General features: G+C 68.0%; 25 protein-coding genes. 10 read left to right on the plus strand and 15 right to left on the minus strand.

Features of this window, described 5'->3' with window-relative positions; all coding sequences use genetic code 11:
• Positions 1-50 precede the first annotated feature (50 nt).
• Positions 51-1484, minus strand: a complete 1434-nt coding sequence (locus tag ACFC0O_RS30200) for an MFS transporter (protein ID WP_375963590.1) — start codon at positions 1482-1484, stop codon at positions 51-53.
• 110 nt (positions 1485-1594) lie between these two features.
• On the opposite strand from ACFC0O_RS30200, the gene ACFC0O_RS30205 reads away from it, so the two are divergent.
• Positions 1595-2083: a MarR family winged helix-turn-helix transcriptional regulator gene (locus ACFC0O_RS30205; protein WP_375963593.1), complete on the plus strand. Its 489-nt coding sequence runs from the start codon at positions 1595-1597 to the stop codon at positions 2081-2083.
• A gap of 88 nt (positions 2084-2171) precedes the next feature.
• Here the strand turns inward: ACFC0O_RS30205 and ACFC0O_RS30210 are convergent, their stop codons facing one another.
• On the minus strand, positions 2172-3380 hold the full coding sequence (locus tag ACFC0O_RS30210) for an MFS transporter (RefSeq protein WP_375963595.1): 1209 nt from the start codon (positions 3378-3380) through the stop codon (positions 2172-2174).
• Between the two features lie 136 nt (positions 3381-3516).
• A complete protein-coding gene (locus ACFC0O_RS30215; protein WP_375963598.1) occupies positions 3517-4374 on the minus strand; it encodes an NAD(P)H-binding protein in 858 nt (285 codons plus the stop codon).
• A 74-nt stretch (positions 4375-4448) separates the two neighbouring features.
• On the opposite strand from ACFC0O_RS30215, the gene ACFC0O_RS30220 reads away from it, so the two are divergent.
• Both ACFC0O_RS30220 and ACFC0O_RS30225 read left to right on the plus strand, forming a co-directional pair.
• Positions 4449-5405 (plus strand): cupin domain-containing protein, encoded by a 957-nt coding sequence (locus ACFC0O_RS30220; RefSeq protein WP_375963601.1) that lies wholly within the window; start codon positions 4449-4451, stop codon positions 5403-5405.
• A 60-nt stretch (positions 5406-5465) separates the two neighbouring features.
• Positions 5466-5894, plus strand: coding sequence for an acyl-CoA thioesterase (locus ACFC0O_RS30225; protein WP_375963953.1), 429 nt, complete (start codon positions 5466-5468; stop codon positions 5892-5894).
• Between the two features lie 8 nt (positions 5895-5902).
• Here ACFC0O_RS30225 and ACFC0O_RS30230 read toward each other — a convergent pair whose 3' ends face one another.
• Genes ACFC0O_RS30230 through pdhA form a run of 3 tightly spaced genes read right to left on the minus strand, consistent with a single transcriptional unit; the run spans position 5903 to position 9425 of the window.
• Positions 5903-7318 carry a dihydrolipoamide acetyltransferase family protein gene (locus ACFC0O_RS30230; protein ID WP_375963603.1) on the minus strand — a complete coding sequence of 472 codons (1416 nt, stop codon included), beginning with the start codon at positions 7316-7318 and terminating at the stop codon, positions 5903-5905.
• A 47-nt stretch (positions 7319-7365) separates the two neighbouring features.
• A complete protein-coding gene (locus ACFC0O_RS30235; protein WP_364646338.1) occupies positions 7366-8349 on the minus strand; it encodes an alpha-ketoacid dehydrogenase subunit beta in 984 nt (327 codons plus the stop codon).
• Complete coding sequence (gene pdhA, locus ACFC0O_RS30240; protein WP_375963606.1) at positions 8346-9425, minus strand: pyruvate dehydrogenase (acetyl-transferring) E1 component subunit alpha; 1080 nt, start codon at positions 9423-9425, stop codon at positions 8346-8348. The genes ACFC0O_RS30235 and pdhA overlap by 4 nt, the downstream gene beginning before the upstream one ends.
• Before the next feature lie 180 nt (positions 9426-9605).
• Here pdhA and ACFC0O_RS30245 point away from each other — a divergent pair, with 180 nt between their 5' ends.
• From ACFC0O_RS30245 to ACFC0O_RS30255, 3 genes are all read left to right on the plus strand, one after another.
• On the plus strand, positions 9606-10112 hold the full coding sequence (locus ACFC0O_RS30245) for an Lrp/AsnC family transcriptional regulator (protein WP_375963609.1): 507 nt from the start codon (positions 9606-9608) through the stop codon (positions 10110-10112).
• A 70-nt stretch (positions 10113-10182) separates the two neighbouring features.
• Entirely contained in the window at positions 10183-11397 is a 1215-nt protein-coding gene (locus ACFC0O_RS30250) for a benzoate/H(+) symporter BenE family transporter (RefSeq protein WP_375963611.1), read from the plus strand.
• 47 nt (positions 11398-11444) lie between these two features.
• A complete protein-coding gene (locus ACFC0O_RS30255) occupies positions 11445-12269 on the plus strand; it encodes a sulfurtransferase (RefSeq protein WP_375963614.1) in 825 nt (274 codons plus the stop codon).
• 141 nt (positions 12270-12410) lie between these two features.
• Here the strand turns inward: ACFC0O_RS30255 and ACFC0O_RS30260 are convergent, their stop codons facing one another.
• The gene (locus ACFC0O_RS30260; RefSeq protein ID WP_375963955.1) at positions 12411-13121 is read right to left on the minus strand and encodes an HNH endonuclease family protein; all 711 of its coding nucleotides are present in this window, start codon (positions 13119-13121) and stop codon (positions 12411-12413) included.
• An 87-nt stretch (positions 13122-13208) separates the two neighbouring features.
• Complete coding sequence (locus ACFC0O_RS30265) at positions 13209-13571, minus strand: hypothetical protein (RefSeq protein WP_364646350.1); 363 nt, start codon at positions 13569-13571, stop codon at positions 13209-13211.
• A 308-nt stretch (positions 13572-13879) separates the two neighbouring features.
• Here ACFC0O_RS30265 and ACFC0O_RS30270 point away from each other — a divergent pair, with 308 nt between their 5' ends.
• Together ACFC0O_RS30270 and ACFC0O_RS30275 are read left to right on the plus strand one after the other, a co-directional pair.
• Positions 13880-16864: a DEAD/DEAH box helicase gene (locus ACFC0O_RS30270; RefSeq protein WP_375963617.1), complete on the plus strand. Its 2985-nt coding sequence runs from the start codon at positions 13880-13882 to the stop codon at positions 16862-16864.
• The gene (locus tag ACFC0O_RS30275; RefSeq protein WP_375963620.1) at positions 16861-17631 is read left to right on the plus strand and encodes an SWIM zinc finger family protein; all 771 of its coding nucleotides are present in this window, start codon (positions 16861-16863) and stop codon (positions 17629-17631) included. The genes ACFC0O_RS30270 and ACFC0O_RS30275 overlap by 4 nt, the downstream gene beginning before the upstream one ends.
• 1 nt (position 17632) lies before the next feature.
• Here ACFC0O_RS30275 and ACFC0O_RS30280 read toward each other — a convergent pair whose 3' ends face one another.
• The 4 genes from ACFC0O_RS30280 to ACFC0O_RS30295 are packed head-to-tail and all read right to left on the minus strand — an operon-like array spanning position 17633 to position 21594.
• The gene (locus ACFC0O_RS30280; RefSeq protein ID WP_375963958.1) at positions 17633-19174 is read right to left on the minus strand and encodes a flavin-containing monooxygenase; all 1542 of its coding nucleotides are present in this window, start codon (positions 19172-19174) and stop codon (positions 17633-17635) included.
• Positions 19168-19806: a hypothetical protein gene (locus ACFC0O_RS30285; RefSeq protein ID WP_375963622.1), complete on the minus strand. Its 639-nt coding sequence runs from the start codon at positions 19804-19806 to the stop codon at positions 19168-19170. The genes ACFC0O_RS30280 and ACFC0O_RS30285 overlap by 7 nt, the downstream gene beginning before the upstream one ends.
• Entirely contained in the window at positions 19803-20726 is a 924-nt protein-coding gene (locus ACFC0O_RS30290; RefSeq protein WP_375963625.1) for a ferritin-like domain-containing protein, read from the minus strand. The genes ACFC0O_RS30285 and ACFC0O_RS30290 overlap by 4 nt, the downstream gene beginning before the upstream one ends.
• Positions 20727-20757: 31 nt before the next feature.
• Positions 20758-21594 carry an SDR family NAD(P)-dependent oxidoreductase gene (locus tag ACFC0O_RS30295; protein ID WP_375963627.1) on the minus strand — a complete coding sequence of 279 codons (837 nt, stop codon included), beginning with the start codon at positions 21592-21594 and terminating at the stop codon, positions 20758-20760.
• 110 nt (positions 21595-21704) lie between these two features.
• Here ACFC0O_RS30295 and ACFC0O_RS30300 point away from each other — a divergent pair, with 110 nt between their 5' ends.
• Positions 21705-22334, plus strand: a complete 630-nt coding sequence (locus ACFC0O_RS30300; RefSeq protein ID WP_375963961.1) for a TetR/AcrR family transcriptional regulator — start codon at positions 21705-21707, stop codon at positions 22332-22334.
• A 40-nt stretch (positions 22335-22374) separates the two neighbouring features.
• On the opposite strand, the gene ACFC0O_RS30305 is transcribed toward ACFC0O_RS30300, so the two are convergent.
• Positions 22375-23436 (minus strand): amidohydrolase family protein, encoded by a 1062-nt coding sequence (locus ACFC0O_RS30305; RefSeq protein ID WP_375963629.1) that lies wholly within the window; start codon positions 23434-23436, stop codon positions 22375-22377.
• 130 nt (positions 23437-23566) lie between these two features.
• Complete coding sequence (locus ACFC0O_RS30310) at positions 23567-24853, minus strand: Dyp-type peroxidase (protein WP_375963631.1); 1287 nt, start codon at positions 24851-24853, stop codon at positions 23567-23569.
• A gap of 145 nt (positions 24854-24998) precedes the next feature.
• Between ACFC0O_RS30310 and ACFC0O_RS30315 the strand changes: the two genes are divergently transcribed.
• Complete coding sequence (locus tag ACFC0O_RS30315; protein ID WP_375963633.1) at positions 24999-25442, plus strand: MarR family winged helix-turn-helix transcriptional regulator; 444 nt, start codon at positions 24999-25001, stop codon at positions 25440-25442.
• A gap of 10 nt (positions 25443-25452) precedes the next feature.
• Here the strand turns inward: ACFC0O_RS30315 and ACFC0O_RS30320 are convergent, their stop codons facing one another.
• On the minus strand, positions 25453-25860 hold the full coding sequence (locus ACFC0O_RS30320) for a DUF3224 domain-containing protein (protein ID WP_375963635.1): 408 nt from the start codon (positions 25858-25860) through the stop codon (positions 25453-25455).
• Positions 25861-25902 lie beyond the last annotated feature (42 nt).

Consider the following 25902-nt stretch of genomic DNA (forward strand, 5'->3'; position numbering starts at 1 on the left):
GCCGGTCGACCATTGATCGACCGGCTTTCGAATGTTCTTGTCCTGACTGGTTACTCGCCGCCGTGGCGAATGCCGTGCACCACGGCGATGATCGCGGCCAGCGCGGCGGCGATACCGAGAATGGTGAAGCACAGCACGTACGCGCCCAGCGTCGGCACATGGGTATGCGCGATGACCTGCGAGGTCAGAATGGATCCGGTGATCGCGCCCGCCACGCTGCCGCCCGCGGTGCGCACCAGCGAGTTGATACCGCTGGCGATACCGCTCTCACTCATCGGCACATGCATCACCGCGAGCGTGCCCAGCGCCGCGTAACCGATACCGAATCCGGTGCCCTGCAGGATATTCGAGATCACCATCTGCCAGCCGTGATCATGGAACGCCGCGGTCCACAGCAGCGCCGCCGCCGCGAATCCCGAACCGATGGCGAGGGTGTACGCCGCGCCGATGCGGGCCGCGATGCGCCCGGTGCGGAAGGAGAACAGCGTCATCAGCAATGCGCTGGGCACACCGTAGAGTCCCACGGCCAGCACCGATCCGGACAGGCCGTAGCCGACCTTGTCGGCCGGGGTCTGCACGAAATTCGAGACCAGCGTGAAGGATCCGAACAGCGCGGCACCGAGGAGCAGCGAAATCAGGTTGGCGGTCAGCGATTTCGGCCCGACCAGCAGCGGCAACCGCACCAGCGGCTGACTCACCTTGAGCTCCACGAACACCCACGCCACGGTCAGCGCGATGGCCGCGCCGAACAGTCCGAGCACGCTGCCCGAGGTCCAGCCCCAGCGCGGGCCCTCGCTGATGGCGAGCAGCAGTGTGACGAGCAATCCGGCCAGCAGTGCCGCGCCCGCGTAATCGGGGGAGCCGCCGTGCCGCACGCCGGTGTCTTTGGCGCTGAACTGAATCAGGATGGCCGCGACCACGCCGAGCGCCGCGGTGACCCAGAAGACCGGATGCGGGTTGGTGGTGTGGTCGGCGATGACGCCGGTCATCAGCATGCCGATGGTGCCGCCGACGCCCATGGTGCCGGACACGATGCCGATGGCGGTGACCATCTTCTCCGGCGGGAAGGTATCGCGCAGAATGCCGATGGCCAGCGGGATCATGGCCGAGGCGGTGCCCTGCAGCGCGCGGCCGATGATGTAGACGCCGAGCGAGGTGGCGAAGGCGCAGACCACCGAACCGATGATCAGCAGCCCCATGGCGATCAGCACCATGCGCTTCTTGCCGTACATATCGCCGAAGCGGGACAGCAGGGGAGTGGCGACCGCGCCGGACAGCAGGGCGGCGGTGAACAGCCACTGGATGCCGGCGGCATTGGTGCCGAGCTGCACCATCATGTGCGGCAGCAGCGGGATGACCACCGTCTGCTGGAGCGAGACGACCAGACCGGCGGCGCCGAGCGCGAGCAAGGTGAGCCCGAGATGGGCCTTGGGGCGGTCGTCGGTGGTGGTTCCGGCGACCTGACCGACAGCGGTCGTAGTCATGCGGCAATCCTTCAGATTACTTACCAAAATTAAGTAAATGGGTTACGTAAGATAACCACATGCCGCCGCCGGAAGCCACATCCGTCCACCAAGTTGACGCAGCTCACATCGTGGAACTGGAAGGCGCGCTCGCCCGTGTCGCCTACCTGCTCACACGCGTCCGCCGCCACGATTACGCCATGATCAAATGCGGTGTCACCATGGATCGGGCCAGCGTCCCGCTGCTGCGCGTCCTGGCCGACGCCGACGAACCCATGCGCCTCGGCGAACTCGCCACCCGCCTCGACGTCGAGGCCCCGCACGTGAGCCGCCAGATCCAGCGCCTGGAAAAAGCGGGCTACGTCGAACGCACCCCCGATCCGGCCGACGGCCGCGCCCAGCGCGTCCGCCCCACCCCCGAAGGCCGCCGCGCGGTCGACGCCGTCCGAGACGTGCTGCGCAACTGGATGGCCGAAGCCCTCGCCGACTGGTCCACCGAAGACCTCAAAGCCCTCGCGGTCCTGAACCACCGCATGGTCGACGGCTTCCTCTCCCACGCCGAACAGATCGGCGACCTCGGCGCCACCGCCCGCGAAGCCCGCGTCCCCCGCGCCGACTGACCGCCCCCGGCCACCCCGGCATAGTTGGGGCAGGGGATTCACACGCGCAGAGCCGCAACCCGATTCGACAGATGGCGTCCCCGCGGCGCTAGGTCCGCTCCCTCGTCCCCACGGCACCCGCGGCCCACGCGCAAGCGAGCAGCGCGACGAGTGGCACCACCATCGCGGTCGTCAGCGGCACCAGTTTGGTGAGCCAGCCGATGATCGCGGGCCCGGCGAGCAGGCCCATGTAGCCGAGGCCGAATACCCGGGACATGTCCGTGGCGGCGGTCGCCGAGCCCAAATTGCCTGCGGCCGTGAAGACCTGGGGCACCGCGCCCGAGAGGCCGATGCCCACCAGCGCCCAGCCGAACAGGGTGAGCGGCAGCCAGCCGGACAGGGCGATCAGGCCGAATCCGAAGGCCCCCAATACGGTTCCCCAGCGCACCACCGCGACGCGGCCGATCCTGCCGCTCACCCGATCGGCCACGAGACGGCCCGCGGTCATGGTTGTGGAGAACGCGCCATAGGCCAGTGCGGCCGTCCCGACATCCACGCCGAGGCGATCGCGCAATTGCAGTGCGCTCCAATCCGCCGCCACGCCTTCGGCCATCAGTACGGCGAAGGCGATTATCCCGAGTACCAGCACTTTTCGTGAGATACCCGAACGCTTGGCGGTGGCGATCTCCGTGCCGGATACCCCGGGGTGATCGACTTCCGATGGCGGTGTCGCGGCCTGGTCCGGTTCGTGGGGGAGCAGGCGCGGGGTGCAGAGTGCCACGGCGGCCAGGCCGAGCGCGGCCGAGACCAGCAGGGTGGTGTGCACCGGCCAGTGCGCGCGCTGGGCGGCGGCCCCGCCGAGCGAGCCGAGCAGTCCGCCGAGGGAGAAGAAGGCGTGGAAGGCGGACATGATCGGGCGGGGGTAGGCGCGTTCGATATGGACGGCCTGGGCGTTCATCGAGACGTCCAGCATGCCCATGCCGATGCCGAAGAACGCCAGGGCGGCCGCGAGGGTGGCGGGGTTGGTGGCCAGTCCGGGTCCGATGAGGGCGAGTGAGAGCAGGGTGGCGGCGGTGGCGGTGAGGGTGCGGCTGCCGAAGCGGTCGGCCAGCGGTCCGGCGGCCTGCATGCCGATGATGGCGCAACCCGCCATCAACAGGATGAGCATGCCCAGCAGACTGTGCGACACCCCGGTCCGTTCGGTGACGGCCGGGATATGCACGATCCACAGTGCCGAGAGCATGCCGTTCAGGCCGAAGACCACGAACAGGGCGATACGGGCGTTCCGGATCGGAGGAGCGGGCGTCGCGGCGGCCATCGGCACGACGCTACCTCTCAGGGCAGCTCCTCGTCAGCCACTGCCCTTCGCGGCTTCCTCGACGCTCCGGGCGGTGCTCCGAATTCGGTGTACTACAAGCTCTTTCACACCAATTGTAGGCCCCGCCACCGACAGATCAGGCATCCGCCGTGACCGACCACACACCGGAATTCGCCACGTCACGGGCGTAGTCCGCGAAATCGCGGGGTGCGCGCCCGAGCGCCCGGAACACCCCGTCGGTGGTCGCCGAATTGCGCCCGTCCAGCACCGTGCCGAACAGGTAGTCCAGCAGGCTCACCTCATCGCCCGGTACCCCGTAAGAGGTCAGGGACGCAACGAATTCCGCGCGGGACAGTGGGATGAACGCGATCTCGCGCCCGGTGGCCCGGGCGATCTCGGCGGTGGCCTCGGCGAAGGTCAGCGCGCGCGGACCGGTCAGCTCGTACACCTGCCCGGTATGCCCGTCGCAGGTCAGTGCCGCCACCGCCACCTCGGCGATATCCTCCGCGTCCACGAACGGTTCGGGCACATCCCCCGACGGCAGCGCCACCTCGCCGGCCAGAATGTAGTCCGCGAAGGCGCCCTCGCTGAAGTTCTGCGCGAAGAACGCGCACCGCACCACGGTCCATTCGAGTCCCGAATCCCGCACGATCGCTTCGCATTCCAGGGCTTCGGGCTCACCGCGTCCGGACAGCAGCACGATGCGCCGCACGCCCGCCGCGACCGCCTGCACGGTCAGCGCCTTGATATCGGCGGGTGCGCCGGGCACCGCCAGATCCGGTTGATAGGACAGGTACACCGTGCCGATTCCGGCCAGTGCGGGCGCCCAGGTGGCCCGGTCGGTCCAGTCGAACGGGATTGCGGCGGTGCGGGAGCCGATGCGCACCGGCACGCCCGATGCTGTCAAGCGGGCTGCCACCCGGCCGCCGGTCTTTCCGGTGCCGCCGAGGACCAGGATGGTGTTTGCGCTGTTCGCGGTGTCTTTGTTCGTCATGAGACAAGTACACCGAGAAACCGTGAGAGCGAACATGGTTGAGAAGCGCGCGAGCATTTGCCATCGTCTTAACCATGGATGCTCTGGCCAGCCTGCTCGAAGGACCACGTGCGCGGGCGGCTTTCGTCATGCGCACCTCATTCGACCCACCGTGGTCCCTGCGCATTCGCGACGAGTCCCCGCTGACGCTGGTGGCCATGGTGCGCGGCGGCGGCTGGATCATGCCGGATCCCAAGGGCGGCAAGCCGACTCCGCCGCGGCAATTGCGCGCCGGCGATATCGCGCTGTTCCGCGGACCGGATCACTACACGCTGGCCGATGATCCCGGCACCGAACCGCAGGTGATCATCCACCCCGGTCAGACCACCACCACGCTCAGCGGTGAGGTGCTGTGCGAGACCCTGAGCCTGGGCGTGCGCAACTGGGGCAGCAGCGCCGACGCGCAAACCGTCATGATTACCGGCAGCTATGAGCAGGAGTCCGCCGCCAGCCGCCGACTATTGCGCGCGCTGCCGCCCATTGCCGTACTCGGTCGCGGCGAAGTGGATTCGCGGGTGCTGGATCTGCTGGTGGAGGAATCGGCGAAGGATCTGCCCGCCCAGGGCGCCATGCTGGACCGCCTGCTGGACCTGCTGCTGATCGCCACCCTGCGCGCCTGGTTCGCCCGCGCCGACGCCCCCGCCTGGTACCACGCCTACGGCGATCCCCTGGTCGGCAAGGCGCTGCGCCTCATGCAGCACAATCCCGCGCACGCCTGGACCGTGGCCTCCCTGGCCGCCGAGGTGGGCGTCTCCCGCGCCGCCCTGGCCCGCCGCTTCACCGAACTGGTCGGCGAACCCCCGATGGCCTTCCTCACCGACTGGCGACTGGCCCTGGCCGCGGACCTGCTGCACGAATCCGACGCCACCCTGGAATCCATCGCCCGCCGCGTCGGCTACGGCAGCGCCTTCGCCCTCAGCACCGCCTTCAAACGCCACCACGGCATCAGCCCCCGCGACCACCGCAACGCCCCCGACCAGCGCACGGCCTGACCCGCCAACCCCGCGCGTAACGCCGCTCACCTCGGATTGGACACTGTGAGCGTGAGCGATCTGGATTACCCGGTGCTGTGGCCGGTGCCGACCCGCTGGGCGGACAACGACCACTACGGCCACGTCAACAACGTGACGTATTACAGCTACTTCGATACGGCCGTGAACGCGTGGCTCATCCATGCCACCGGCACCGATATCCGCGACCTACCCGCCATCGGCGTGGTGGCGCAGACCTCCTGCACGTTCATCGGGTCGATCAGCTTCCCCGATCAACTGCTGGTCGGCATTCGCATTGCCCGCCTGGGCAATTCGAGCATCAACTACGACCTGGCCATCTTCCGCGACAACGGCGACTCCCTGGACCTGGCCGCCACCGGCACCTTCGTCCACGTCTACGTCGACGACGCGACGCGCAAACCGGTCCCGATCCCGCCGGTCATCCGCGCGGCGGCCGAACCCCTGGTGGTCACGGCCGCCGAACACTGATCCGCCGGTCAGACGCGGCCGAGCAGGGTGAGCGGATCCTCCAGCAGTGCGGCGACGCTGCTCAGGAATCGTGAGCCCTGTTCACCGTCGATGAGGCGGTGATCGAAGCTCAATCCCAGCGTGGTCACCCAGCGCACCGCGAGTTCGTCGCGGTGCACCCACGGGCGTTTGCGGATCGAGCCCAGGCACAGGATGGCGGCCTCGCCCGGATTCACCAGGGGCACACCGGTATCCACGCCGAACACACCCACGTTGGTGATGGTGAACGTGCCCGAGGTGAGATCGGCCGGGGTGGCCGAACCGTCCCGGGCGGCGTGCGCGATATCGCCGATCTCCTGGCACAGATCCCGAAGGCTGTGCGAATGCGCGTCTTTCAGGTTCGGCACCAGTAGCCCGCGCTCGGTCGCGACCGCGATACCGAGATTCACGTAGTGCTTGGTGACGATCTCCTGGTTCTCCTCGTCCCACGACGAGTTCAGCTCCGGGAACTCGCTGAGCGCCACCAGCAGCGCCTTCGCCACCAGTGCCAGCGGGGTCAGGCTCAGCCCGGCGAAGGTGGGGGTGGCGCGCAGATGATCCAGCAATTCCATGGATCCGGTGAAATCGGTGGTGACGAAGGTGCTCGCCTGCGGAATATGCTGCGCGCTGGCCACCATGGCGGCGGCCGTGCGCTTGCGGATTCCGGCTATGGGCGTGCGGGTTTCGCGCTCACCGGCGATGCGCGGAGTGGCGGCTCCGGTGTGCATGGGCGGCACCGGCGGGGCGGTGTGAATCGGAATGTGTTCGCCCACACGACTGTCCGGTCGCGCACCGCGCAGATCGTCAACGGTGACAGCGCCTTCCGGCCCGCTGCCGGTGATCGCGCGCAGATCGGCTCCGATCTCGCGGGCGAGTTTGCGGGCCCCGGGTGTGGCGGCGGGTCGCCCGAGGTCGGTCCCGAAGGCGGAGCCCGCCGTCGAATCACCGGCGGGCGCAGCGAGTTTCGCGGCGGCACTGCGCGCCCGCCGGGACACCGTCTCATTGTCCGGGCCGTAGCCGACCAGGACCGACTGTCGTTCGGCGGGTGCGGCCGAGTCCCGGGACGGCTCCTGGGTCATGGCATTCGCGTCCATCGCGGGCTGTGCGGCGGTCGCCGGGCTCCGGTAGAGCCGTTCGGCTCCGGCGTCCGCGTGCACCTGCTGTGCGGTGGCCGCGGCGGTGCCGATGCGGATGAGCGGTGCGCCCACCAGCACGGTGTCGCCGGGCTCCGCGAGCAGTTCCAGCACCGTCCCGGCGTAGGGACTGGGCAGTGCCACCTGAGCTTTCGCGGTTTCCACCTCGGCGATGACCTGGTTCAATTCCACCGCATCGCCGATTCGCACCGACCAGGACACCAATTCGGCGTCGGCCAATCCCTCACCGAGATCCGGCAAAGCGAATTCCATTACTTGACGCTGTTCTTCCACCGAGCTTCCTCCGAAGGCATGGACCGTTAGGCGGCGAGCGTGCGATCGACCGCGGCGAGAATGCGGTCGGGGTCGGGCAGGTGGTGCCGTTCGAGCTTAGCCGGGGGATAGGGGATGTCGAAGCCGCCGACCCGCAGGACGGGCGCTTCCAATTGATAGAAGCACTTTTCGGTGATGCGCGCGGCGATCTCGGCCCCGAGTCCGCCGAATACCGGTGCCTCATGGGCGATAATCAACCGACCGGTTTTACGCACCGACGTTTCAATGGTGTCGAAGTCGATCGGCGACAGACTGCGCAGATCGATCACCTCCAGCGAATGTCCTTCCGCCGCCGCGATATCGGCGGCCGTCAGCGCGGTGGCGACGGTGCCGCCGTAGGCGACCACGGTGGCGTCTTCGCCCTGCGTACAGACCCGCGCCCGATCCAGCGCGAGCCCGCCGCCCTGATCGAGCAGGTCGAAATCCACCTCGGCCCTATCCCAATACCGCCGCTTCGGTTCGAAGAAGATGATCGGATCGTCGAGCGCGACCGCCTGCCGCATCATGAGATACGCGTCCGCCGGATTACTCGGCGATACCACACGCAACCCCGCGGTATGCGTGAAATACGCTTCCGGCGATTCCGAATGATGCTCCACCGCGCCGATCCCGCCGCCGAACGGAATGCGAATGGTGATGGGCGCGACCACTTTCCCCTTGGTCCGATAGTGGATCTTCGCGACCTGGCAGACGATTTGATCGAACGCCGGATACACGAATCCGTCGAACTGAATTTCACACACCGGCCGCAGCCCGCGCAGCGCCATTCCGAAAGCCGTTCCGATGATGCCGGATTCGGCCAGCGGGGTATCGATGACGCGATTGTTCCCGAAATCCTTCTGCAGTGTGTCGGTCACCCGGAACACCCCGCCGAGGCGTCCGATGTCCTCACCCATCAGGATCACCTTCGGATCGTCCTCCAGCGCCCGGCGCAGTCCGAGATTGATGGCGCCCGCGAATGTCGTCTTCATGGCCGGACTCCCTCCAGATAGGCGGCGTACTCGCCGCGTTCGGCCTCGATCAGGCGGTGCGGGGTGGCGTAGACGTGATCGAAGAGTTCCATCGGATCCGGATCGGCCATGGCCAGGGTCGCGCTGCGCAGCCGGGCGGCGATCTCATCGGATTTGACCGCCGCCTCCTGCTCGAAATCGCTGTCCCACAGGCCCTCCCGCTCCAGCAGCCGCCGCAGCCGGTCGATCGGATCGCGCTGCCGCCACAGTTCGAGTTCGGCGGCGGTGCGATACCGGGTGGGATCGTCGGAGGTGGTGTGCGGTCCCATGCGATAGGTGATGGCCTCGATGAATGTCGGCCCGCCGCCGCTGCGGGCGCGGGCCAGTGCCTGCCGGGTCACCGCCAGCACGGCGAGCGCGTCATTGCCGTCCACCTGCACGCTGGGAATCCCGTATCCGACCGCGCGCTGTGCGATCGGCGTCGCGCTCTGCACCCGCACCGGCGCGCTGATGGCCCAGTGATTGTTCTGGCAGAAGAACACGACGGGCGCACTCCAGGAGGCCGCGAAACCGAGCGCCTCGGCGATATCGCCCTGACTGGTGGCCCCGTCGCCGAAATAGGCGATGGTCGCGATCTCCGCGCCCTCCAGATGGGCGGCGTAGGCGTAACCGGTGGCGTGCAAGCCCTGCGCGCCGACCACGATCGCCGGATTGGTCATCCTGTATTCGTCGGCGTCCCAGCAGGAATGCGCGATACCGCGCCACAGCGGGGTGATCTGTTCGGGCGGTACGCCGCGGCAGTACGCGACCCCGGCCTCGCGATAGGAGCAGAACACGTAATCGTCGGGGAGCAGCGCGTGCGCCGAACCGATCTGCGCGGCCTCCTGGCCCAGCAGCGGCGGCCACAGGCCGAGCTGGCCCTGCCGCTGCAATGCCGTCGCCTCGGTGTCGATCCGGCGGGCCACGACCATATCGAGGTACATGGCGCGCAATCGGTCGCGACCGGCGTCCTCGACCAGCGCGGAGTGCGCGCGATCGAATACGCGGCGGCCGTCGGGCTGGACGAGCTGCACCGGGTAGGTGTTCTTGTCGGGCATGGGTATCGCCTCCTCGAAACACCGGGTACACCGTTATCGCCGTGGGATTGTGTCCCGTGAGCAACGATGTGTGTCCTGTATCACCCAGCATCCTCCATCGAGCTATCTGCGCAAGTATTGCGGGCGAAACTGTGCAGAATGCTCGGTCAACGCGGTATCCGGCGTGTCATACTGCCTTGCATGTCCAGTAGGGAGCCTTTGACCGGGTCATTGGACGCCACCGACGCCCGGCTATTGCTGGAACTGGTGGCCAACCCGCGCGCCACCGGCGTGGAATTGGCTGCGCGACTGGGGCTTTCCCGCAATACCGTGCAGGCCAGACTGGCGCGCTGGGAGGCGAACGGGGTGCTGGCAAGCGTCGAGCGGCGGGTACAGCCCCGCGCCCTCGGCTATCCACTGGCAGCCTTCGTCGCGGTGGTGGTGGATCAGCATCGACTCGATGACGTGGTGGCCGAATTATCGGAGATTCCCGAGGTCACCGAGGTGTGCGGAATGACCGGGCCGACCGATCTGACCGTGCGCGTGGTGGCGCAGGACGCCGACGATCTGTACCGGATCGCCGGGGCCATATTGAAGATCCCGGGTGTGGAACGCACCAATATGGCGCTCATCATGCGTTCCCTGGTCGGTCCGCGCACCGCACCCCTGCTCGACCGCCTCGCCGGTGACGGCCCGCCGGAGCTCTAGCCTGAATTTCAGTCCAGTTTCGGTGGATTGGCTGGTGACCCGGGGTCCACTGGACCGGGACCATGAGCCGATGAGCACCACCGCCGCCACCGAGCCGCCCGTCATCGCAGATCCACCCGAGGCGGGGCTCGGCCAGCCCATCGGCGCGGGCATCGTCACCGCGCTGGTCGGGTTCACCAGCTCGTTCGCGGTGGTGCTGGCGGGGCTCAATGCGATGGGAGCGACTGCGGCACAGGCGGCTTCGGGGCTGCTCGCGGTATCGGTGACCATGGCCGTCGGCATTCTGGTGCTCAGCCTGCGCTATCGGATGCCGATCACACTGGCCTGGTCCACGCCCGGCGCGGCGCTGCTCGCCAGCACCGGGGCGGTGTCCGGCGGGTGGGCGGCGGCGGTGGGCGCGTTCGCGGTGGCCGGACTGCTCATCGTGCTGACCGGATTCTGGCAGCGGCTCGGTGCGCTGATCGCGGCCATTCCGGTGGAGATCGCACAGGCCATGCTCGCCGGGGTGCTGCTGCCGCTGTGCCTGGCACCGGTGAAGGCGCTGCCCGTCAGCCCGGCCGTGGTGGTGCCGGTCATCGCGACCTGGCTGATTCTGCAGAAGTTCGCGGCGCGCTGGGCGGTGCTCGCCGCCTTCGCGGTGGCGGCGATCGGCGCGAGCATCGATATCGCGGTCACGCATCGCAGTCTGGCGTGGTCGCAGATGGCCCCGCGCATCGAATTGACCATGCTGCACTGGAGTTTTCCCGCGCTGATCGGTGTGGCGATCCCGCTGTACGTGGTCACCATGGCCGCGCAGAACATTCCGGGCACCGCGGTGATGAGCTCCTTCGGCTACCGGATGCCGTGGCGTTCGGCCATGACGGTCACCGGTCTGGGCACCATGCTCGGGTCGGTGGCGGGTGGTCACGCCATCAACCTGGCCGCCATCAGCGCGGCCCTGGCCGCCGCCCCCTCGGCCCATCCGGATCCCAAGCGCCGCTGGATCGCCGCGACCACCGCGGGTATCACCTATCTGCTGCTGGCCCTGGCCTCCAGCGCCCTGGTGATCTTCATCGCCGCCGCCCCCGCGGGTGTCCTGGAAACCGTTGCGGGCCTTGCCCTCATCGCCACCCTGGCCGCCGCCCTCACCGCCGCCCTGACCTCCGCCGAACACCGCACCTCCTCCACCCTCACCTTCCTGGTAGCCGCCTCCGGCGTCACCCTGCTCGGCATCGGCGCGGCCTTCTGGGCCCTGGTGGCCGGACTCCTGGTCCGCTGGCTCCTGCGCCCCCGCCCCGCGCAGTAAGGTGGGGCCGTCTGGTTCCGGCGTGGATTCTGCGAAGAGGAGTTGGGTTGAGCGCGGTGCTGATTTCGGCCGAGGAGCTGCGGGAGCGGCTCGCCGACGGGGATGCGACGGTGCGGCTGCTGGATGTGCGGTGGGCACTGGGTGATCCCGATGGGCCGCAGCACTATTTGGACGGGCATATTCCGGGCGCGGTCTTCGTCGACCTGGAAACCGAACTCGCCGATCCGCCCTCGCCCGCCAAGGGCCGCCACCCCATGCCCGAACTCGCGCACCTCCAGAAATGCGCCCGCAGTTGGGGTCTGCGCACCGGTGACACGGTCATCGCCTACGACGCGACCGGCGGTATGGCGGCCGCGCGCGCCTGGTGGCTGCTGCGCTGGGCCGGGCTCGCCGACGTCCGCATTCTCGACGGCGGCCTGCCCGCGTGGGAACGCGCCGGCGGCAAGGTGGTCGCGGGCGAGGAAGCCGCTCCCGAACCCGGCGATGTGGCCTTGACCCCGGGCGGTATGCCGGTCATCGACGCCGATGCCGCGGCCGACTGGTCCGGCCTGCTGCTCGATGCCCGCGCGGGTGAGCGCTACCGCGGCGAGGTCGAGCCCATCGATCCGCGCGCGGGCCATATTCCGGGCGCGGTCAGCGGCCCCACCGCCGAAAACCTCACCGCCGACGGTACTTTCAAATCCGCCGGCGAATTGCGTTCGCGTTTCACCGAACTCGGCTCCGGCCCGGTCGCGGTCTACTGCGGTTCCGGCGTCACCGCCGCCCACCAGGTGGCCGCCCTCGCGGTGGCGGGCATCGACGCCGCCCTGTACCCCGGCTCCTGGTCGCAATGGTCCAACGATCCGAAGCGCCCCGTCGCCACCGGCAGCTGATCCGGCATACGAAGCTCGGCCGCCCATCGTGACGGGTCACGTCCGCCGCCGCGGGGGCATCCGCTGCGGCCGCAGGGGTGGATGCGGCTCTCGACTCATCCGAAAACCGCTCGGCGGCAAGGATATTCGCCACCGCAAGGTTCAGGGGCAGTTCTTCGCGATACGGCGCAGGGCCTTCTGGTCGCCGTTGGTGAGTGGTAGGTCGTATTCCAGCGCGACGGTGAGGTATTTGCCCGCGTAGAAGCAGTGGTTGGCGCGGGCGGGCGGGAGCCAGTCGGCGGGGGTGCGATCGCCCTTGTCCTGGTTGGCTTTTCCGTCAACGGCGAGCAGTTCCAGGTCGAGATCATTGGCGAAGCGCATGCGGCGCTCCAGGGTCCAGCCGGAGGCCCCCAGATCCCAGGCCGCGGCCAGCGGGAAGACATGGTCGATCTGCACGGCCTTGGCATCGCCCTTGTCGAAGACGATGTGCGTGCCCGTATACGGATCGTCCAGGGTGCCGCCCACCACCACGCACGATTTGCCGCCGGGGCGGAAGGCCGCGCCCGAGAGCTGGCGGGCGAGCACGTTATTGCGGGTATCGCAGCCGTCGCGCCCGCCGGGACCGTCCTGCGCATCGCTCCACGCGGGCCCGAACACGCAGCGCTGCCCGGATTTACAGCTCCGGTCGTAACCGCCCGGGCGCACCCGCGCGGGCACGGTGCGCACCCGATCCAGCATGGTTTCGAGGTAGGCGCGCGCGGGACTGCCCGGCGCGGGTGCGACCGGCGGGCTGATCACCTCGCACCCGGTGGTGCTCAGCACGACGATCGCGGCGCCGAGCGTCGCGAGCACTATCCGAAATGCCGACCCGATGGACCGCACATCCCAGATTTACCGCAGCGCGCCGGGGCAGTCGCGCAACCACGCGACTTCGCACCCCGGCGCGCCGGAGAAATCGGGTTACAACCAGGCGTGCGCGAGCAGATCGTCCGCCGCGGTCTCGGTCAATTGGGGTGGGAACCGCATGGCGGCAATGGATTCGGCATTGATCCCGTCATGGCCGATGAGCCAGGAGCCGCCGCGCTCTTCGCATTCGGCGATCTTGGCGAAGGTGGTGAGTAGAAATGTGATGGCGTCGCGCGCCTCGGGTGTGCGCGCCAGCCGCTGGGATTCTCCCGGCCGGGACAGATCGAGCCACACCCCCGCCTGTCCGTCCAGGCGCATGTCCACGATTTTGGTCGTGTCCACGAACGTGAATTTGCGTCGTTCCCACGGCGTTGTCGGCGTGAAGGACTGCTCTAGCACTTGGAGCAGAATCGTCATCTTCACGGCCTCCCTCGGTATCGAAAGTGCCACGGCTCCGGATTGAGTCGCGGTTATCAGGGTGCGTCCCCGCCCGGCTGTGAAGCGCGCATGACAAACATCGCAGCCATTGCGCACAGCCGACCCCGCCATATGCGGTGACCAGGGGTTATTCCAGTATGTCCCGGTTCGCGGCAGAAATAAAGACCCGGTAGGGGTCGTGATTCGCGAGATTACGAATCGAACCCTCGGTAACCGCTCCGTGCCCCGGATCACGGTCTCGAGCAGGGCGGCACGGATCTGTCGGCGGGGACTGGTTGGATGGTCGGATGCTGCACGGACTGTGGACGCCGGGATCGGGCTTGGTGCTGTGGCACGACCCCGATCGGGATGCCGTCGACGCCGCCGCACTGCCCGATCCGCTGGGCCGGATCGTGGGGGCCGCGAAATTCCGGCATCGGGCGACGGTGCTGGTGCGCGGCGCGTACGGACAGGAGAAGGCTCAGGTCAAAGCGCATGCGCTGGCTCCCGAGGCGGCCGCGAGCGTGCTGTTGCAGCACCTCCCGGACGGGTTGATCTCGGCCGAGCTGCGCTATCTCGGCCATATCGCGCGCGGTATCGACCGCTGGGTGCGGGCGGGCCGGATCGTGCCCGAGGTGCGCCGCGACGACGGCGAGTGGTGGGTGCGCTGGCGGCTGGTCGGGGGCCAGCGGCAGCGTGCCTGGCTGGCCGAACTGGCCGTCGCCATGCCCCCGGCCCTTCAGGTCGCGGGCCGCCCGGCCGAACTGCTGGACAATCTCACCGCCGAGCTCACCGACCCGATCACCCGGCTGCACCTGATGCCGAAGGTGCCGGACGGATTCGGTGAAATCGATACGCGCGGTGCGGAAATGGACGCTGCGGCCCGGGCGCGGCAGACGCTGCCGGAGGCGTGGGCGGAGCTGGCGACCGCCGATCGGCAGCCGGGGTTCACCATCGCCGATGACAATGAGTTTCCCGAACCGCGATCGCATGAGCTGGTGACTTCGCTGCTGAAAGCCGTTCCGCTGGAGAGCGGTTCGCATCGGGTGGCGGCGGTGCTGGAGGATTGGCGCACGAGTTTGACGGCGGGGGAGCCGGAGTTGGTGCTGCGCCTGCTCGAGCCCGATGGCGAGGACGCGGCCGAGCCGGGGGCGCTGTGGCGGCTCGAGGTGTGCCTGCGCGAGGAGGGGGAAGCGCCGCAACCCGTGCTGCTGCCCGGTGATCCGCATCTGGTGCGGCTCGCGGGGGAGAAGCTGGCGGCGGCCAAGGCGGCGTATCCGAGACTGCGGGATCTGCCCGGCGACGGCCGCAGCATGGATATGTTCCTGCCCACCGAGGTGGTCATGGATCTGGTCGCGCACGGGGCGAATGTATTGCAGGGCACCGGGATTCGCCTGATGCTGCCGCGCTCGTGGCGGATCGCCGCGCCCACCCTGCGGTTGCGGGTGCAGAGTCCGCCCGCCTCGGAGAGCGCGGTCGGATTGAACGGCCTGGTGTCGTTCCGCTGGGAACTGGCGCTGGGCGACACCACGCTCTCGCAGGCCGAGATGGCGCGCCTGGTGCAGGCCAAATCGGATCTGGTGCAGCTGCGCGGTGAGTGGGTGCAGGCCGATCACCGCATGCTGGCGGCGGCCGCGGACTATGTCGCGGGCCGCACCGACGCCACCGAGACAACGGCGGGTGCGCTCTTCGCCGAACTCGCCGCGCATCCGGCTATCGGCGTCCCGATCGAACCGGTGTCCGCGACCGGTTGGGCCGCACAGCTTTTCGATGCCGAGCGCAGTGACGAACCGGTCCCGGACCCGATCGGGCTGAAAGCTCAGCTGCGCCCGTATCAGCAGCGCGGCCTGGCCTGGCTCGCCACCATGAGCCGCCTCGGCTGCGGTGCGATCCTGGCTGACGATATGGGCCTTGGAAAGACCGTTCAGGTGCTGGCGCTGCTCGTGCATGAGCGCGAAATGGCGACGGCGACAACAGATTCCGGAGAATCAACGCGCGTCGGTCCGACATTGCTGGTGTGCCCGATGTCCGTGGTGGGCAACTGGCAGCGAGAGGCGGAGCGGTTCGCGCCCGACCTGCGGGTGCTGGTGCATCACGGCCCGGGACGGCGCTCCGGAGCGGAATTCGATGCGGCGGTGGCGGATTCGGATCTGGTGGTGACCACGTACGCGCTGCTGGCGCGCGATGTGGAGGAATTGAAGCGGCAGCCGTGGGCGCGCACGGTGCTCGATGAGGCGCAGCACATCAAGAACGCCGGGACCAGGCAGGCGCGCGCGGCGCGGCTGGTGCCCGCGCGACATCGGCTGGCGCTCACCGGAACCCCGGTGGAGAACCGGCTCGAAGAGCTGCGCTCGATCATGGATTTCGTGAATCCGAAGCTGCTGGGCAAGCCCGCGGATTTCCACGCCCGCTTCGCGGTGCCGATCGAGCGGGAGCGCGATGAGCTCGCGGTGAGCCGATTGCGCGCGCTCACCTCACCTTTCGTGCTGCGCCGGGTGAAGACCGATCCGGCGGTCATCTCGGATCTGCCCGATAAGATCGAGATCACCATGCGCGCCAACCTCACCGTGGAGCAGGCGGCGCTGTATCAGGCGGTGCTGGACGATATGTCCGCGAAACTGAAGGCCGCCAAGGGAATGGAGCGCAAGGGCGCGGTGCTGGCCGCGCTGACCCGGCTCAAACAGGTCTGCAATCACCCCGCGCACTATTTGCGCGACGGCTCGGCGGTGCTGCGCCGCGGCCATCACCGCTCCGGGAAATTGGCGCTGGTGGAGGACATTCTGGAATCGGTCATCGCGGACGGTGAGAAGGCGCTGCTGTTCACCCAATTCGCCGAATACGGCGATCTGGTCGGCCCCTATCTGTCCGAGCGGTTCGGTGTGGAGGTCCCGTTCCTGCACGGCGGGGTGAGCAAACAGCGCCGCGACGATATGGTCACCCGCTTCCAGGAGGATCCGGACGGCCCGCCGCTCATGCTGCTCTCGCTCAAGGCGGGTGGCACCGGCCTGAACCTGACCGCCGCCAATCACGTTGTGCACCTGGACCGCTGGTGGAATCCGGCGGTGGAGAACCAGGCCACCGACCGTGCCTTCCGGATCGGCCAGCGCCGGGATGTGCAGGTGCGCAAGCTGGTCTGCGTGGACACCATCGAGGAGCGGGTCGACGATATGTTGCAGGGCAAACGCCAGCTCGCCGATCTGACCGTCGGCGCGGGCGAGAAGTGGATCACCGAACTCGGCGATGACGAATTGCGCGCGCTGTTCGCGCTCGGCGCGGAGGCGGTGGGCGAATGAACACCTATATCGATGTCGGTGAGTTCGGCGACCGCCGCCCCGTCGAGGGCGGCGTCTCCTCGCGCAGCCGTCGCGGCGCGGCCTTCGCCCGCACCTGGTGGGGCCGTTCGTTTTTGCAGGCCATCGAGGATGTCGCCGATCCCGGCCGGCTCACCCGGGGCCGCTCGTACGCGCGCACCGGCCAGGTGATCAGCTATCACCTGGAGCCCGGTGCGGTCGCCGCCGAGGTGCAGGGCAGTCAGCCGCGCCCGTTCATCTCGGTGCTGACCCTGCGCCAGCTCCGCGATGAGCGCCTGCGCGAACTCGTCGACCTGGTGCGCGCCACCCCCGGCATGCTCGGTGAGATCGCCTCCGGCTCCCTGCCCAAATCCCTGGGCCCGCTGCTGCTTCCGAATACCGCCCCGGAATTGGATTTCTCCTGCACCTGCCCCGATGTGGGCTGGCCGTGCAAACATGTGGCGGCCATCTGCTACGTCATCGCCGAACGCCTCGACGAGACGCCGCGGGATCTGCTCACCCTGCGCGGCGTCGAACTCGACGATCTCATCGGCAGCGTGCAGCAGGACGGCAATCCGGCCGATGCGGCCGACCTGTACGGCGAGGACATTCGCCTGCCCGCCCTGCCGAAACCCGAATTCCATCCGGCCCCGGCGGATCTCGACGCGGTCCTGCTCCGCCGCGCCCTGCGCATGACGGCGGAGGACGAGCGCAGCGCCGAGATCGGCTACCGGCACCTGCGCACGCTGTACTCCCTGCTGGAGCCCTGAGCTATCGGACCGTTGTTCTCGCGGCCGCCTCGACCGTGCTGCCGGAACGTGTGCCCAGCGCGGTGAATCGATAGTCCGCGAAGTCGAAATGGCCTGCGCGCCAGAAGCCTTCGGGTGTGGTCATGGCGCGGAGCGGTACATCGCCGTTCTTGTCGAAGTAGTAGCTGTTGGCGCGGGTGCAGGAGTCCTGCCAGAACACCTGTGTGCCACGGCGATTCAGCATCTCCTCGAAGAAGCGTTCGTTCGCCTCCTCGGTGACTTCGATCCGGGTGGCATGGCTCCCGCGCGCCTTGCGGAGCAGCCGCAGGATATGCCGGGTCTGCATTTCGATCAGCGCGAAATACGAGGAACCGTTGTAGCCGTACGGGCCGATGATGGTGAAGAAGTTCGGGAAGCCCGGCACGCTGACGCCCTCGTAGGCTTGCAGCCGGTGCTCATCCCACCAATCCTCCAGCCGGACGCCGCCGCTGCCGTGCAGATCGAAGGTGGGCATATTGCCCGATTCCATCACCTTGAACCCGGTGGCCATGATCAGCACATCGACCCGATGGTGTCCGGCGGCGGTGCGCACGCCGGTCGCGGTGATCTCGGCAATGGGCTCGGTGTCGAGCCGCACATTCGAGCGATTGAACGTCTTCAGATAGTCATTGGAGAAGGACGGCCGCTTACAGCCGAGCGCGTAGTCGGGCGTGAGTTTCGCGCGCACCTCCGGATCGTCGACCTGATCCCGCAGATGCGCCAGCCCGGTCCGCTCGCCCAGCTTGGACATGGGCAGCACCCCGTAATAGTGCGCCGCCAGCGGGAAGGTGAGCTCCACGAATGCCTGGGAGAGCCAGCGCGTCACCAGTTTTCCACCGGGCAGTCCGAGCAGCCGGTGCACCACCGGGGGCAGTGCGGTATCGGGTCGCGGCAGGCACCAGATCGGGGTGCGCTGGAAGACGACGAGTTCCGCGACCTCGGGCGCGATCTCCGGAATCACCTGTACCGCCGAGGCCCCGGTGCCGATGACGCCGACCCGCTTACCGCGCAGATCCTGATCATGATCCCAGCGCGAGGTGTGCATGGTGACGCCGGTGAACCGTTCCACCCCAGCGATTTCGGGCAGTTTGGGCCGGGTGAGCACCCCGGTCGCGCCGATCACATAGCGCGCGGTGAGTTCCTCGCCGTCGCCGGTGCGCAATCGCCACAGGTGCAGCGCGTCATCGAAATCCGCGCGGACGATACTGGTGGAGAAGCGAATTCGCGGCCGCAACCCGTACTTGTTCACGCAGTGCTCGGCGTACGCCTTCAATTCCCGTCCGGGTGCGTACACCCGGGACCAGGTGCGCTGCTGTTCGAACGAGTACTGGTAGCTGAATGACGGAATGTCCACGCCGATACCGGGATAGGTGTTCCAGTGCCAGGTGCCGCCCGCCCCGTCGGCGTCGTCGACCATGAGGAAATCGTCGAAGCCCGCCTTGCGCAACGCTATCGCCGTCCCGATCCCGGCGAATCCCGCTCCGACGATAATGATCTCGTGATCGACCACGGTGCTGTTCACAATGCGTCCTCCGCGTAGATGATGCAGTCCACCCGATGTTCGACACCGTCCACGGTGCGAATCCCGAGCGGGGCGAGCCGGGCGATCGGCCAGGTGACGAGCTCGCAGTTGGGCTGGTTCAGCGCCCGGTAGTACCCGCCGTGCAGGCGGACACCGGTGGCGGTATCGGGGGTGAGCTGCCGTCGCACCCAGGAATCGCGCACCGAGACGAACAGATTCGCGGTGGCGGCCAGCCGCAACAGGGTCGCGGCGATACCGTGCGGTGGCTGGGCCGCGCCCGGCAATGGCTGGGAAGCGGGGTCGCCGGGCAATGGTCGCGCACTGTCGCTGGGCAGCAGTCCGAGCAGATCATCCGGTAGTCGGCGCAGCAGTTTGCGCCCGGGAATGGGCGGTGCGGGCAGTATCCACACCGGATCCCGCTGGAAAACGGTGACTCGTCGGGCCTGCGCGGTGATACCCGGCAGCACCTGGGCGATCGCCGTTCCGGAGCCGATCACCGCCGCGTGCCTGTCCCGCAGCTCGAGTTGCCCTCGCCAGCGCCCGCAGTGCACCTGCGGTCCGGTGTAGCTGTCCGCGCCGCGCGGTCCGGCGGCGCGAACCCTGCCCGAATCACCCTGCCTGGCAGTGGCGTTCATTTCGCCACCGGATCGTAGGTCAGCCCCTGCGACCAGGTCGGCGGCTTGCCGAGCACCCGCACCGGGAAATAGTCGATGGCCTTGTTCAGCACATCATTGATGCCCTGGATCGGTTGCCACCGGTTGATGGTGGCCTTCCCGTGCATCCGCACCACGTGGAAGAGCGGTACGCGCTTGATGCTGGGCGCGCGATCACCCGCTTTCTCATACCGCCGCACCGCGTTCCAGAGCTTCTCTTCATCCAGGCCCATTGCCATGATGTTGGTGGACATGCGGGACAGCAGCGGTGTGTACAGCAGTGCTCCCATGAGCAGTGTCGGCCGCAGTGCGAAACCCGCCGTCTCGATGGCGATGCGCCGCATCGGCCCGGCCCCGAGCTGTTCGAGCACCTGGAATCCGACCGCCAGATGCCGGGACTCATCGCTGTTGATATGCCGGAAAACCTCGTGGCACAGCGGATCCCGCACCTCGTCCAGCAGGAATTTCACCAGCGCGCCGTCGAGCGCGCACTCCAGTGACGGAATCACCGTGCCCAGCACCGGCAGCGTCAGATCGTCGCCGTACCGGTCCACCCACTGGATGACCATGCGAATGTTCTTGTTGGGCAACGGCATCTGATCGCCCTCGAGCATGCCCCAGCGCCGCATGAGCGCCAGTTCGGCATTGGCGTGCTTCTGCTCCTCGGCGTGGAAGTACCGGTAGATCTCCTTGAGCGGCCCCTCCGGCGCGCGTTTGGTGAGCGCCGCGAAACCGCGCGCGCCCACATGTTCTATCCACACGAGATCGGCCATGAACGCGGTGAGCGCGGGCCGCTGTTCCTCGGTGATGAGGTCGGCTCCCGGTGCGTCCCAGTCGATATCGACCAGCGCCCACTGCCGGTCCTTGATGACCGTGAGCATGTCGGAATACGCGAACGCCATTGTTCACTCCTTCTCGTGAATGGCCGTCGTGCTACCGCACCAGCCGCTCCAGCAGACCGGCGGCGCGGGTGTAGGGCTCCGGCAGTAGTCGTTTGGACTGCCAGATCAATTTGGCTTCGATTTGCGGGACGACATAGAGCTGACCGCGGTCAACGGCGTCCAGGGTGGTGCGCGCGATCGAGGCGGGCGGGCGGCCGGTCCAGCGCAGCAGCCGGTCGCCCCATTCCGAGATGTTCTCGTCGCCGATCGAAACGTCCTGGAGGATATTGGTTTTCACCGCCGTCGGGCAGAGCGCGGTGACGCTGACGCCGGTGCCGGAGAGTTCCGCGGCGAGGGTTTCCGAGAGCGCCAGCACGCCCGCCTTGCTCACGTTGTAGGCGGCCATGCGCGGTGCGACGCCGAACGCCGCGGCGGAGGCCACATTCACGATCGCACCGGTTCCGGCGGCGCGCAGGCGGGGCGCGAAGACGTGGCAGCCGTGGATGACGCCCCACAGGTTGATATCGAGCACCTGATGCCATTCGTCCAGGGGCGCATCACCGATGACCTCGCCGCCGCGGCCGATTCCGGCATTGTTGACCACCACGTCGGGGGTCTTGCCGAACCACTGCTCGGCGGTGGCGGCGAGCGCCTCCACCTGGTCGATCCTGCTCACATCGCATACCGCGTCGAATGCCTTGCCGCCGGTGGCGCTCACCAATTCGACTGTCGCGCGGGCTCGTTCGGCATCGATATCGGAGCAGATCACCCGCCCGCCGCGGCGGCCGAGTTCGACCGCGAAGGCGCGGCCGATACCGCTGCCCGCGCCGGTCACCACCGCGTCCGCCTGCTGGGTGCGGCGGGAACCGCCGAAGGGGTTGAGTCGCATGGGAACTCCCGGATCCGAGGTGTCCGGTGCGGCAACTGGTGGCATCTGCCACCATTGGCCGCGCCTGCCCCCAATTAGGCGCGCGATAGGGCAAAATGTCAATGATGAACGTGCGCGCACCCGCCCGGACCTGGGGTGGGCGAACCCAGGAGGAACGCCGGACCGAACGCCGTGCCCGGCTGATCGCCGAGGCGCTCGCGATCTGGCTCGAAAACGGCTGGGCCGCAGTCACTATGCGCGGGGTGTGCACCCGCGCCGCGCTCAACGACCGCTACTTCTACGAGCACTTCGCCGATCGCGACGAGCTACTGGCCGCGGTCTGGGACGAGGTCTGCCTGGAGGTCTTCGGCGAATTGTCCGGCGTGGTCGCGGAGCACCTGCACCTGCCACCGTTGGAGATCCTGCACCGTGCGATCGCCCGCGCCGTCGCCCTGCAATTGGACAGTCCGGCCCGCATTCTCTTCGGTGATCACGCCGGATCGCGCGTGCTCGAGGAGCGGCGCAAGGCCATGCTCACCGAGGCGACCGACCTGCTCATCGCCACCGGGCGGCCCTATCTGCGGCCCGGTTTCGACGAAGCCGATCTGCGCATGGGAACCCTCATGGGCATAGGCGGTTTCGTGGAACTGCTCACCGCCTGGCGCACCGGGGCCATCGAATCCGACACCGACCGCATCGTCGAACACGTCAGCCGCACGGCGCGACTATTGGGCACGCAGTACCTGGCCGTGCCCGACTGAATCGCACCCGCCGCGCGACCGCCGGACCTCGCCGACCCGGTCAGAGGTTGTCGATGCGATAGACCCGCTGGGCATTGCCGCGGAACACCTGTTCCAGCGCCTTCTCATCCGCCCCGTGCGCGGTGAGCGCGGTCGCCACCGCCTCGGCCGCATTGCCGATGCTCGTAATCGGTTTGTCCACCGGGAAATTCGAGCCCCAGATGAGCCGATCCGCGCCGAAGACGTCGAGGGCGTGCTCGAGCAGCGGTGAAATGCGCTCCAGCAGTACCGGTACCGGTGTCGGATTACCGCGCGGTGGCACCGGATGCCCGAGGATCGGCATCATCAGCCCGCTCACCTTGGCCACCACATTCGGGTGCGTGGCCAGTGCGCTGAGATCATCGCGCCAGCGCACGAACAACTCCCGCCGCTGGCCCGGATTGTGCCCGGTCTCCTTGCCGACGGGGCCGAAAATGCCCGCGGGCGTGCCCAAATGGTTCAGCACGATGGTGGCGTCCGGATAGTGCCCGGCCAGCGCGGTGACCTCGGGCAGCTGGTTCGAGAACACCCACGCCTCGAAGCCGAGCCCGCGTTCGGCGAGCGCGCCGAAGCCATCGAGGAACGCGGGCGCGGTGAGCGCGCCCGGAGCTTTGTTGTGCGCGCGCACCTTCGGATCCGGGTGATACTCCACCCGGGTGCGGATGCCACGGAACAGCGGTGACGCCGCGAGATGCGCGTCCAGCAGCTCCGCGAATCCCGGTGCGGCCGGATCGCCCGCGCCGATGATCGCCCCGAGCGCGGGCGTGTCCACCCCGAACGGCAGACTCGCCACCCAGCGTGTCTCCCCGACGGGCGCGAGCGGACCCTTACCGCTCCACTCCACCTCGATGTGCACGATGCCCTCGACCGGAACATCCCCGGCATTGGTGCGGTAGTCGGCGGGTAGATACGGATGGACGAACGGTTCCGGGTCGCCGACGAATTCGCGATCCCGCTTGGGAGCCAGTCGTTTGGCCCAATCGATGGGAACGGGCACGTAGTGGAACAGTTTGGCGAGCCCGCTGAATTCGCGCGGTGTGGTCAGCGGATCCCACTGGTGGATATGCGCATCGACGACTGTCATGCCCGCAAGGTCCATGATGTCCCTTCCGTCCGGATCGACCTGCAGCGGATTGTTTCACGCGCCGCATCCGGAAACGCCGAAATCGGGTAGCGGCACCGGAAACAGCCGGAGGCGTCCGGGTGCCGGGCGGTCACAGTCGCAGCCCGGCTCCGATCGATTCGCCGGACGCGATTCCGGGCGGCATGGCGAATATCGCGCTACCGGTGTGCTGCACCACGGTATTGAGCCGATCGCTCGCCGCCAGCAGGCGCTGCGCCCGGATGAACTGCTCCGGCGGATTGTTCATATACGCCGCGAACAGCAGTCCGGCATCGAGCTGGGCATGCCCGCCGTGCGTGTGATTCGGGGCGGTGCCCTCGGGATGATCGTGTGCGGGAACGGCTTCCGGGGCCGGTGCGGCGGTGGTCGCACTGGTGGCCACCAGCGTGCCGTAGTCGTAGCTGTAGCCGCGCCGCAGCATGGGGATACCGTGCACCAGCCGCACATGCGCGTCCGCCGGAATGATCGGCTCCCCGTTCGCCGCGCGGGCGTTCAGATCCACCGGATCGAATTCGGCACCGCCGGTCAATGGCGATCCGTCATCGCGCCGCCGCCCGATGATCCGATCCTGCTCCGGACGCGACAGCATGTCCCATTCGGCGGTGCTCATGCGGATCTTGCGGAACACCAGATACGTTCCGCCCCGGAACCATTCGGGTTCCTCGGGCGCGTTCGCCCAGACGGCCGCGTCGAATTCGGCGGTACCGGCCACCGGGTTCGCGGTACCGTCCTTGTGCCCGAACATATTTCGTGGGGTGCCGCCGCCCGCGGGCCGACTCAGGAAACCGTGCTGGGTCCAGCGCAGATTGCCGAGACCGGGCATGCGGGCGCGCAGCGCGCGAAAGGCGTGGCTGACAATCTGCGGATCATCGGCGCAGATCTGCGCCATGATGTCGCCGCCGGTCCAGCTGGGGCGCAATTGATCTCCCGCGAATTCCGGCAGGGTCGCCAGATGCCGGGGCCGCCGATCCGCCAGCCCCGACCAGTCCTCGAAGAGCGCCGGACCAAGTCCGAAGGTGATGGTGAGCCGGGCCGGATCGAGCCCGGTGGCGAAATCGGTGTGATCGCTGAATCCCGGTGCGCTGTCCGGCTTATCGGGCACCCGGGCGCCCGCCGTCAGCGCGGCCGCGGTCTCGGTCCAGGCGGCGAGCAGATCCCGCAGCACCCCGCGATCCCGGCTCGCGAGATCGCAGGACAGGAACAGCGCGTGCGATTGTGCCGTGGTCGCGATGCCCGCCTGTCGCACGCCGTGGAAAGCCACTGTGCGGGAATCGTTTTCGGCAGGTGCGGTAATGCGTCCGGCTACCGCGCCCGCGGTGGCCGCACCCGCCGCCACCAGGGCTGATCCGAAAAGTCCGCGCCGGGAGACCCGGGGCATGCCCATAGAATTACTACGATCTGTAGTAGATCCGCTCATGGTCACGAAGGATAGCCCGCTTCCGGCTCACCTTCAACCATACTGAAGGTCGGCGAAAAGTGCACGGCTCCCGGGCCATTACCGGTCCATACGCGAGACTGGAGCCGTGACCACCGAGAACGGCCGCCCCCGCCCGCGAATAACCAGCGCGGGCATCGTCCTGCTCACCCTGGCCAAACGCGTCGAGACCGAACTCAACACCGCGCTCACCCCGCTGGGCCTCACCGTCGCCAGATTCGGACTGCTCGCGCATATCTCCGCGCGGCCCGGAGCGTCCTTCAGCGACCTCGCCCGCATGTCCGGCGTCAGCGTGCAGAGCGTGCACACCGGCGTGAAAACCCTGGTGGCATACGGCCTGGTGCACGATCGCACCGCGCGCGCCGGATCCGCCTCGATCATCGAACTCACCGCGGAGGGCACCCGCGTACTGCGCCGAGCCGAACAGGTGGCCGTCGAGGTCGACGCGCAGATGTTCGGCCCGGAGGCGGATCCGATTCAACGGCAGATCGGGCAGAGCGTGCTCGCCGCCTTCGTCGAACCGGAGTCCTGACCCGCCGCGATCAGGGGAGTTCGTACTCGAAGCTGATGTGATGGGTGCCGTCCGCGTCGACGGTGATACTGCCCGTGCCGGTGATGCCCGCCAGCTCGCCGGTGCCGCTGCCCGGCACGATGATGAAGTACTCATTGCTGCGATCGGTGCCCGAGGTGGTCGCCGAATGCGCGAAATTGAACGCGCCCGCCCGGCCCGCCAGCGCGCCCTCGAACGATTCCATGGCCACGTAGGTCCCGACTCCGGCGGCCTGATCGAAGGCCGAGGTGAACAGGGTCGCCGCGCGGCCCGCCACCTCACCCTCGAACTGCTTCTCCATCTGGACGACGCCCACGGGCACGGCGGTGGCGACGGCCGGGTCCGGGACGACCTCGGTGGGTACGAATGACTTGACGCTGAAAGTTCCTGTTACCTGCACGAATCCGAGCGTATCGGCGGCGGCCGACCTGCTCTTGTAAAT

The organism is Nocardia sp. NPDC056100, assembly GCF_042266325.1.
Classification (GTDB): domain Bacteria; phylum Actinomycetota; class Actinomycetes; order Mycobacteriales; family Mycobacteriaceae; genus Nocardia.

Coding starts and splice junctions, on each gene's coding strand:
- ACFC0O_RS30200 (WP_375963590.1), bottom strand. CDS start 1,484: ATGACTACGACCGCTGTCGGTCAGGTCGCCGGAACCACCACCGACGAC.
- ACFC0O_RS30210 (WP_375963595.1), bottom strand. CDS start 3,380: ATGGCCGCCGCGACGCCCGCTCCTCCGATCCGGAACGCCCGTATCGCC.
- ACFC0O_RS30215 (WP_375963598.1), bottom strand. CDS start 4,374: ATGACGAACAAAGACACCGCGAACAGCGCAAACACCATCCTGGTCCTC.
- ACFC0O_RS30220 (WP_375963601.1), top strand. CDS start 4,449: ATGGATGCTCTGGCCAGCCTGCTCGAAGGACCACGTGCGCGGGCGGCT.
- ACFC0O_RS30230 (WP_375963603.1), bottom strand. CDS start 7,318: ATGGAATTCGCTTTGCCGGATCTCGGTGAGGGATTGGCCGACGCCGAA.
- ACFC0O_RS30235 (WP_364646338.1), bottom strand. CDS start 8,349: ATGAAGACGACATTCGCGGGCGCCATCAATCTCGGACTGCGCCGGGCG.
- pdhA (WP_375963606.1), bottom strand. CDS start 9,425: ATGCCCGACAAGAACACCTACCCGGTGCAGCTCGTCCAGCCCGACGGC.
- ACFC0O_RS30245 (WP_375963609.1), top strand. CDS start 9,606: ATGTCCAGTAGGGAGCCTTTGACCGGGTCATTGGACGCCACCGACGCC.
- ACFC0O_RS30250 (WP_375963611.1), top strand. CDS start 10,183: ATGAGCACCACCGCCGCCACCGAGCCGCCCGTCATCGCAGATCCACCC.
- ACFC0O_RS30265 (WP_364646350.1), bottom strand. CDS start 13,571: ATGACGATTCTGCTCCAAGTGCTAGAGCAGTCCTTCACGCCGACAACG.
- ACFC0O_RS30270 (WP_375963617.1), top strand. CDS start 13,880: ATGCTGCACGGACTGTGGACGCCGGGATCGGGCTTGGTGCTGTGGCAC.
- ACFC0O_RS30275 (WP_375963620.1), top strand. CDS start 16,861: ATGAACACCTATATCGATGTCGGTGAGTTCGGCGACCGCCGCCCCGTC.
- ACFC0O_RS30285 (WP_375963622.1), bottom strand. CDS start 19,806: ATGAACGCCACTGCCAGGCAGGGTGATTCGGGCAGGGTTCGCGCCGCC.
- ACFC0O_RS30290 (WP_375963625.1), bottom strand. CDS start 20,726: ATGGCGTTCGCGTATTCCGACATGCTCACGGTCATCAAGGACCGGCAG.
- ACFC0O_RS30295 (WP_375963627.1), bottom strand. CDS start 21,594: ATGCGACTCAACCCCTTCGGCGGTTCCCGCCGCACCCAGCAGGCGGAC.
- ACFC0O_RS30305 (WP_375963629.1), bottom strand. CDS start 23,436: ATGACAGTCGTCGATGCGCATATCCACCAGTGGGATCCGCTGACCACA.
- ACFC0O_RS30310 (WP_375963631.1), bottom strand. CDS start 24,853: ATGCCCCGGGTCTCCCGGCGCGGACTTTTCGGATCAGCCCTGGTGGCG.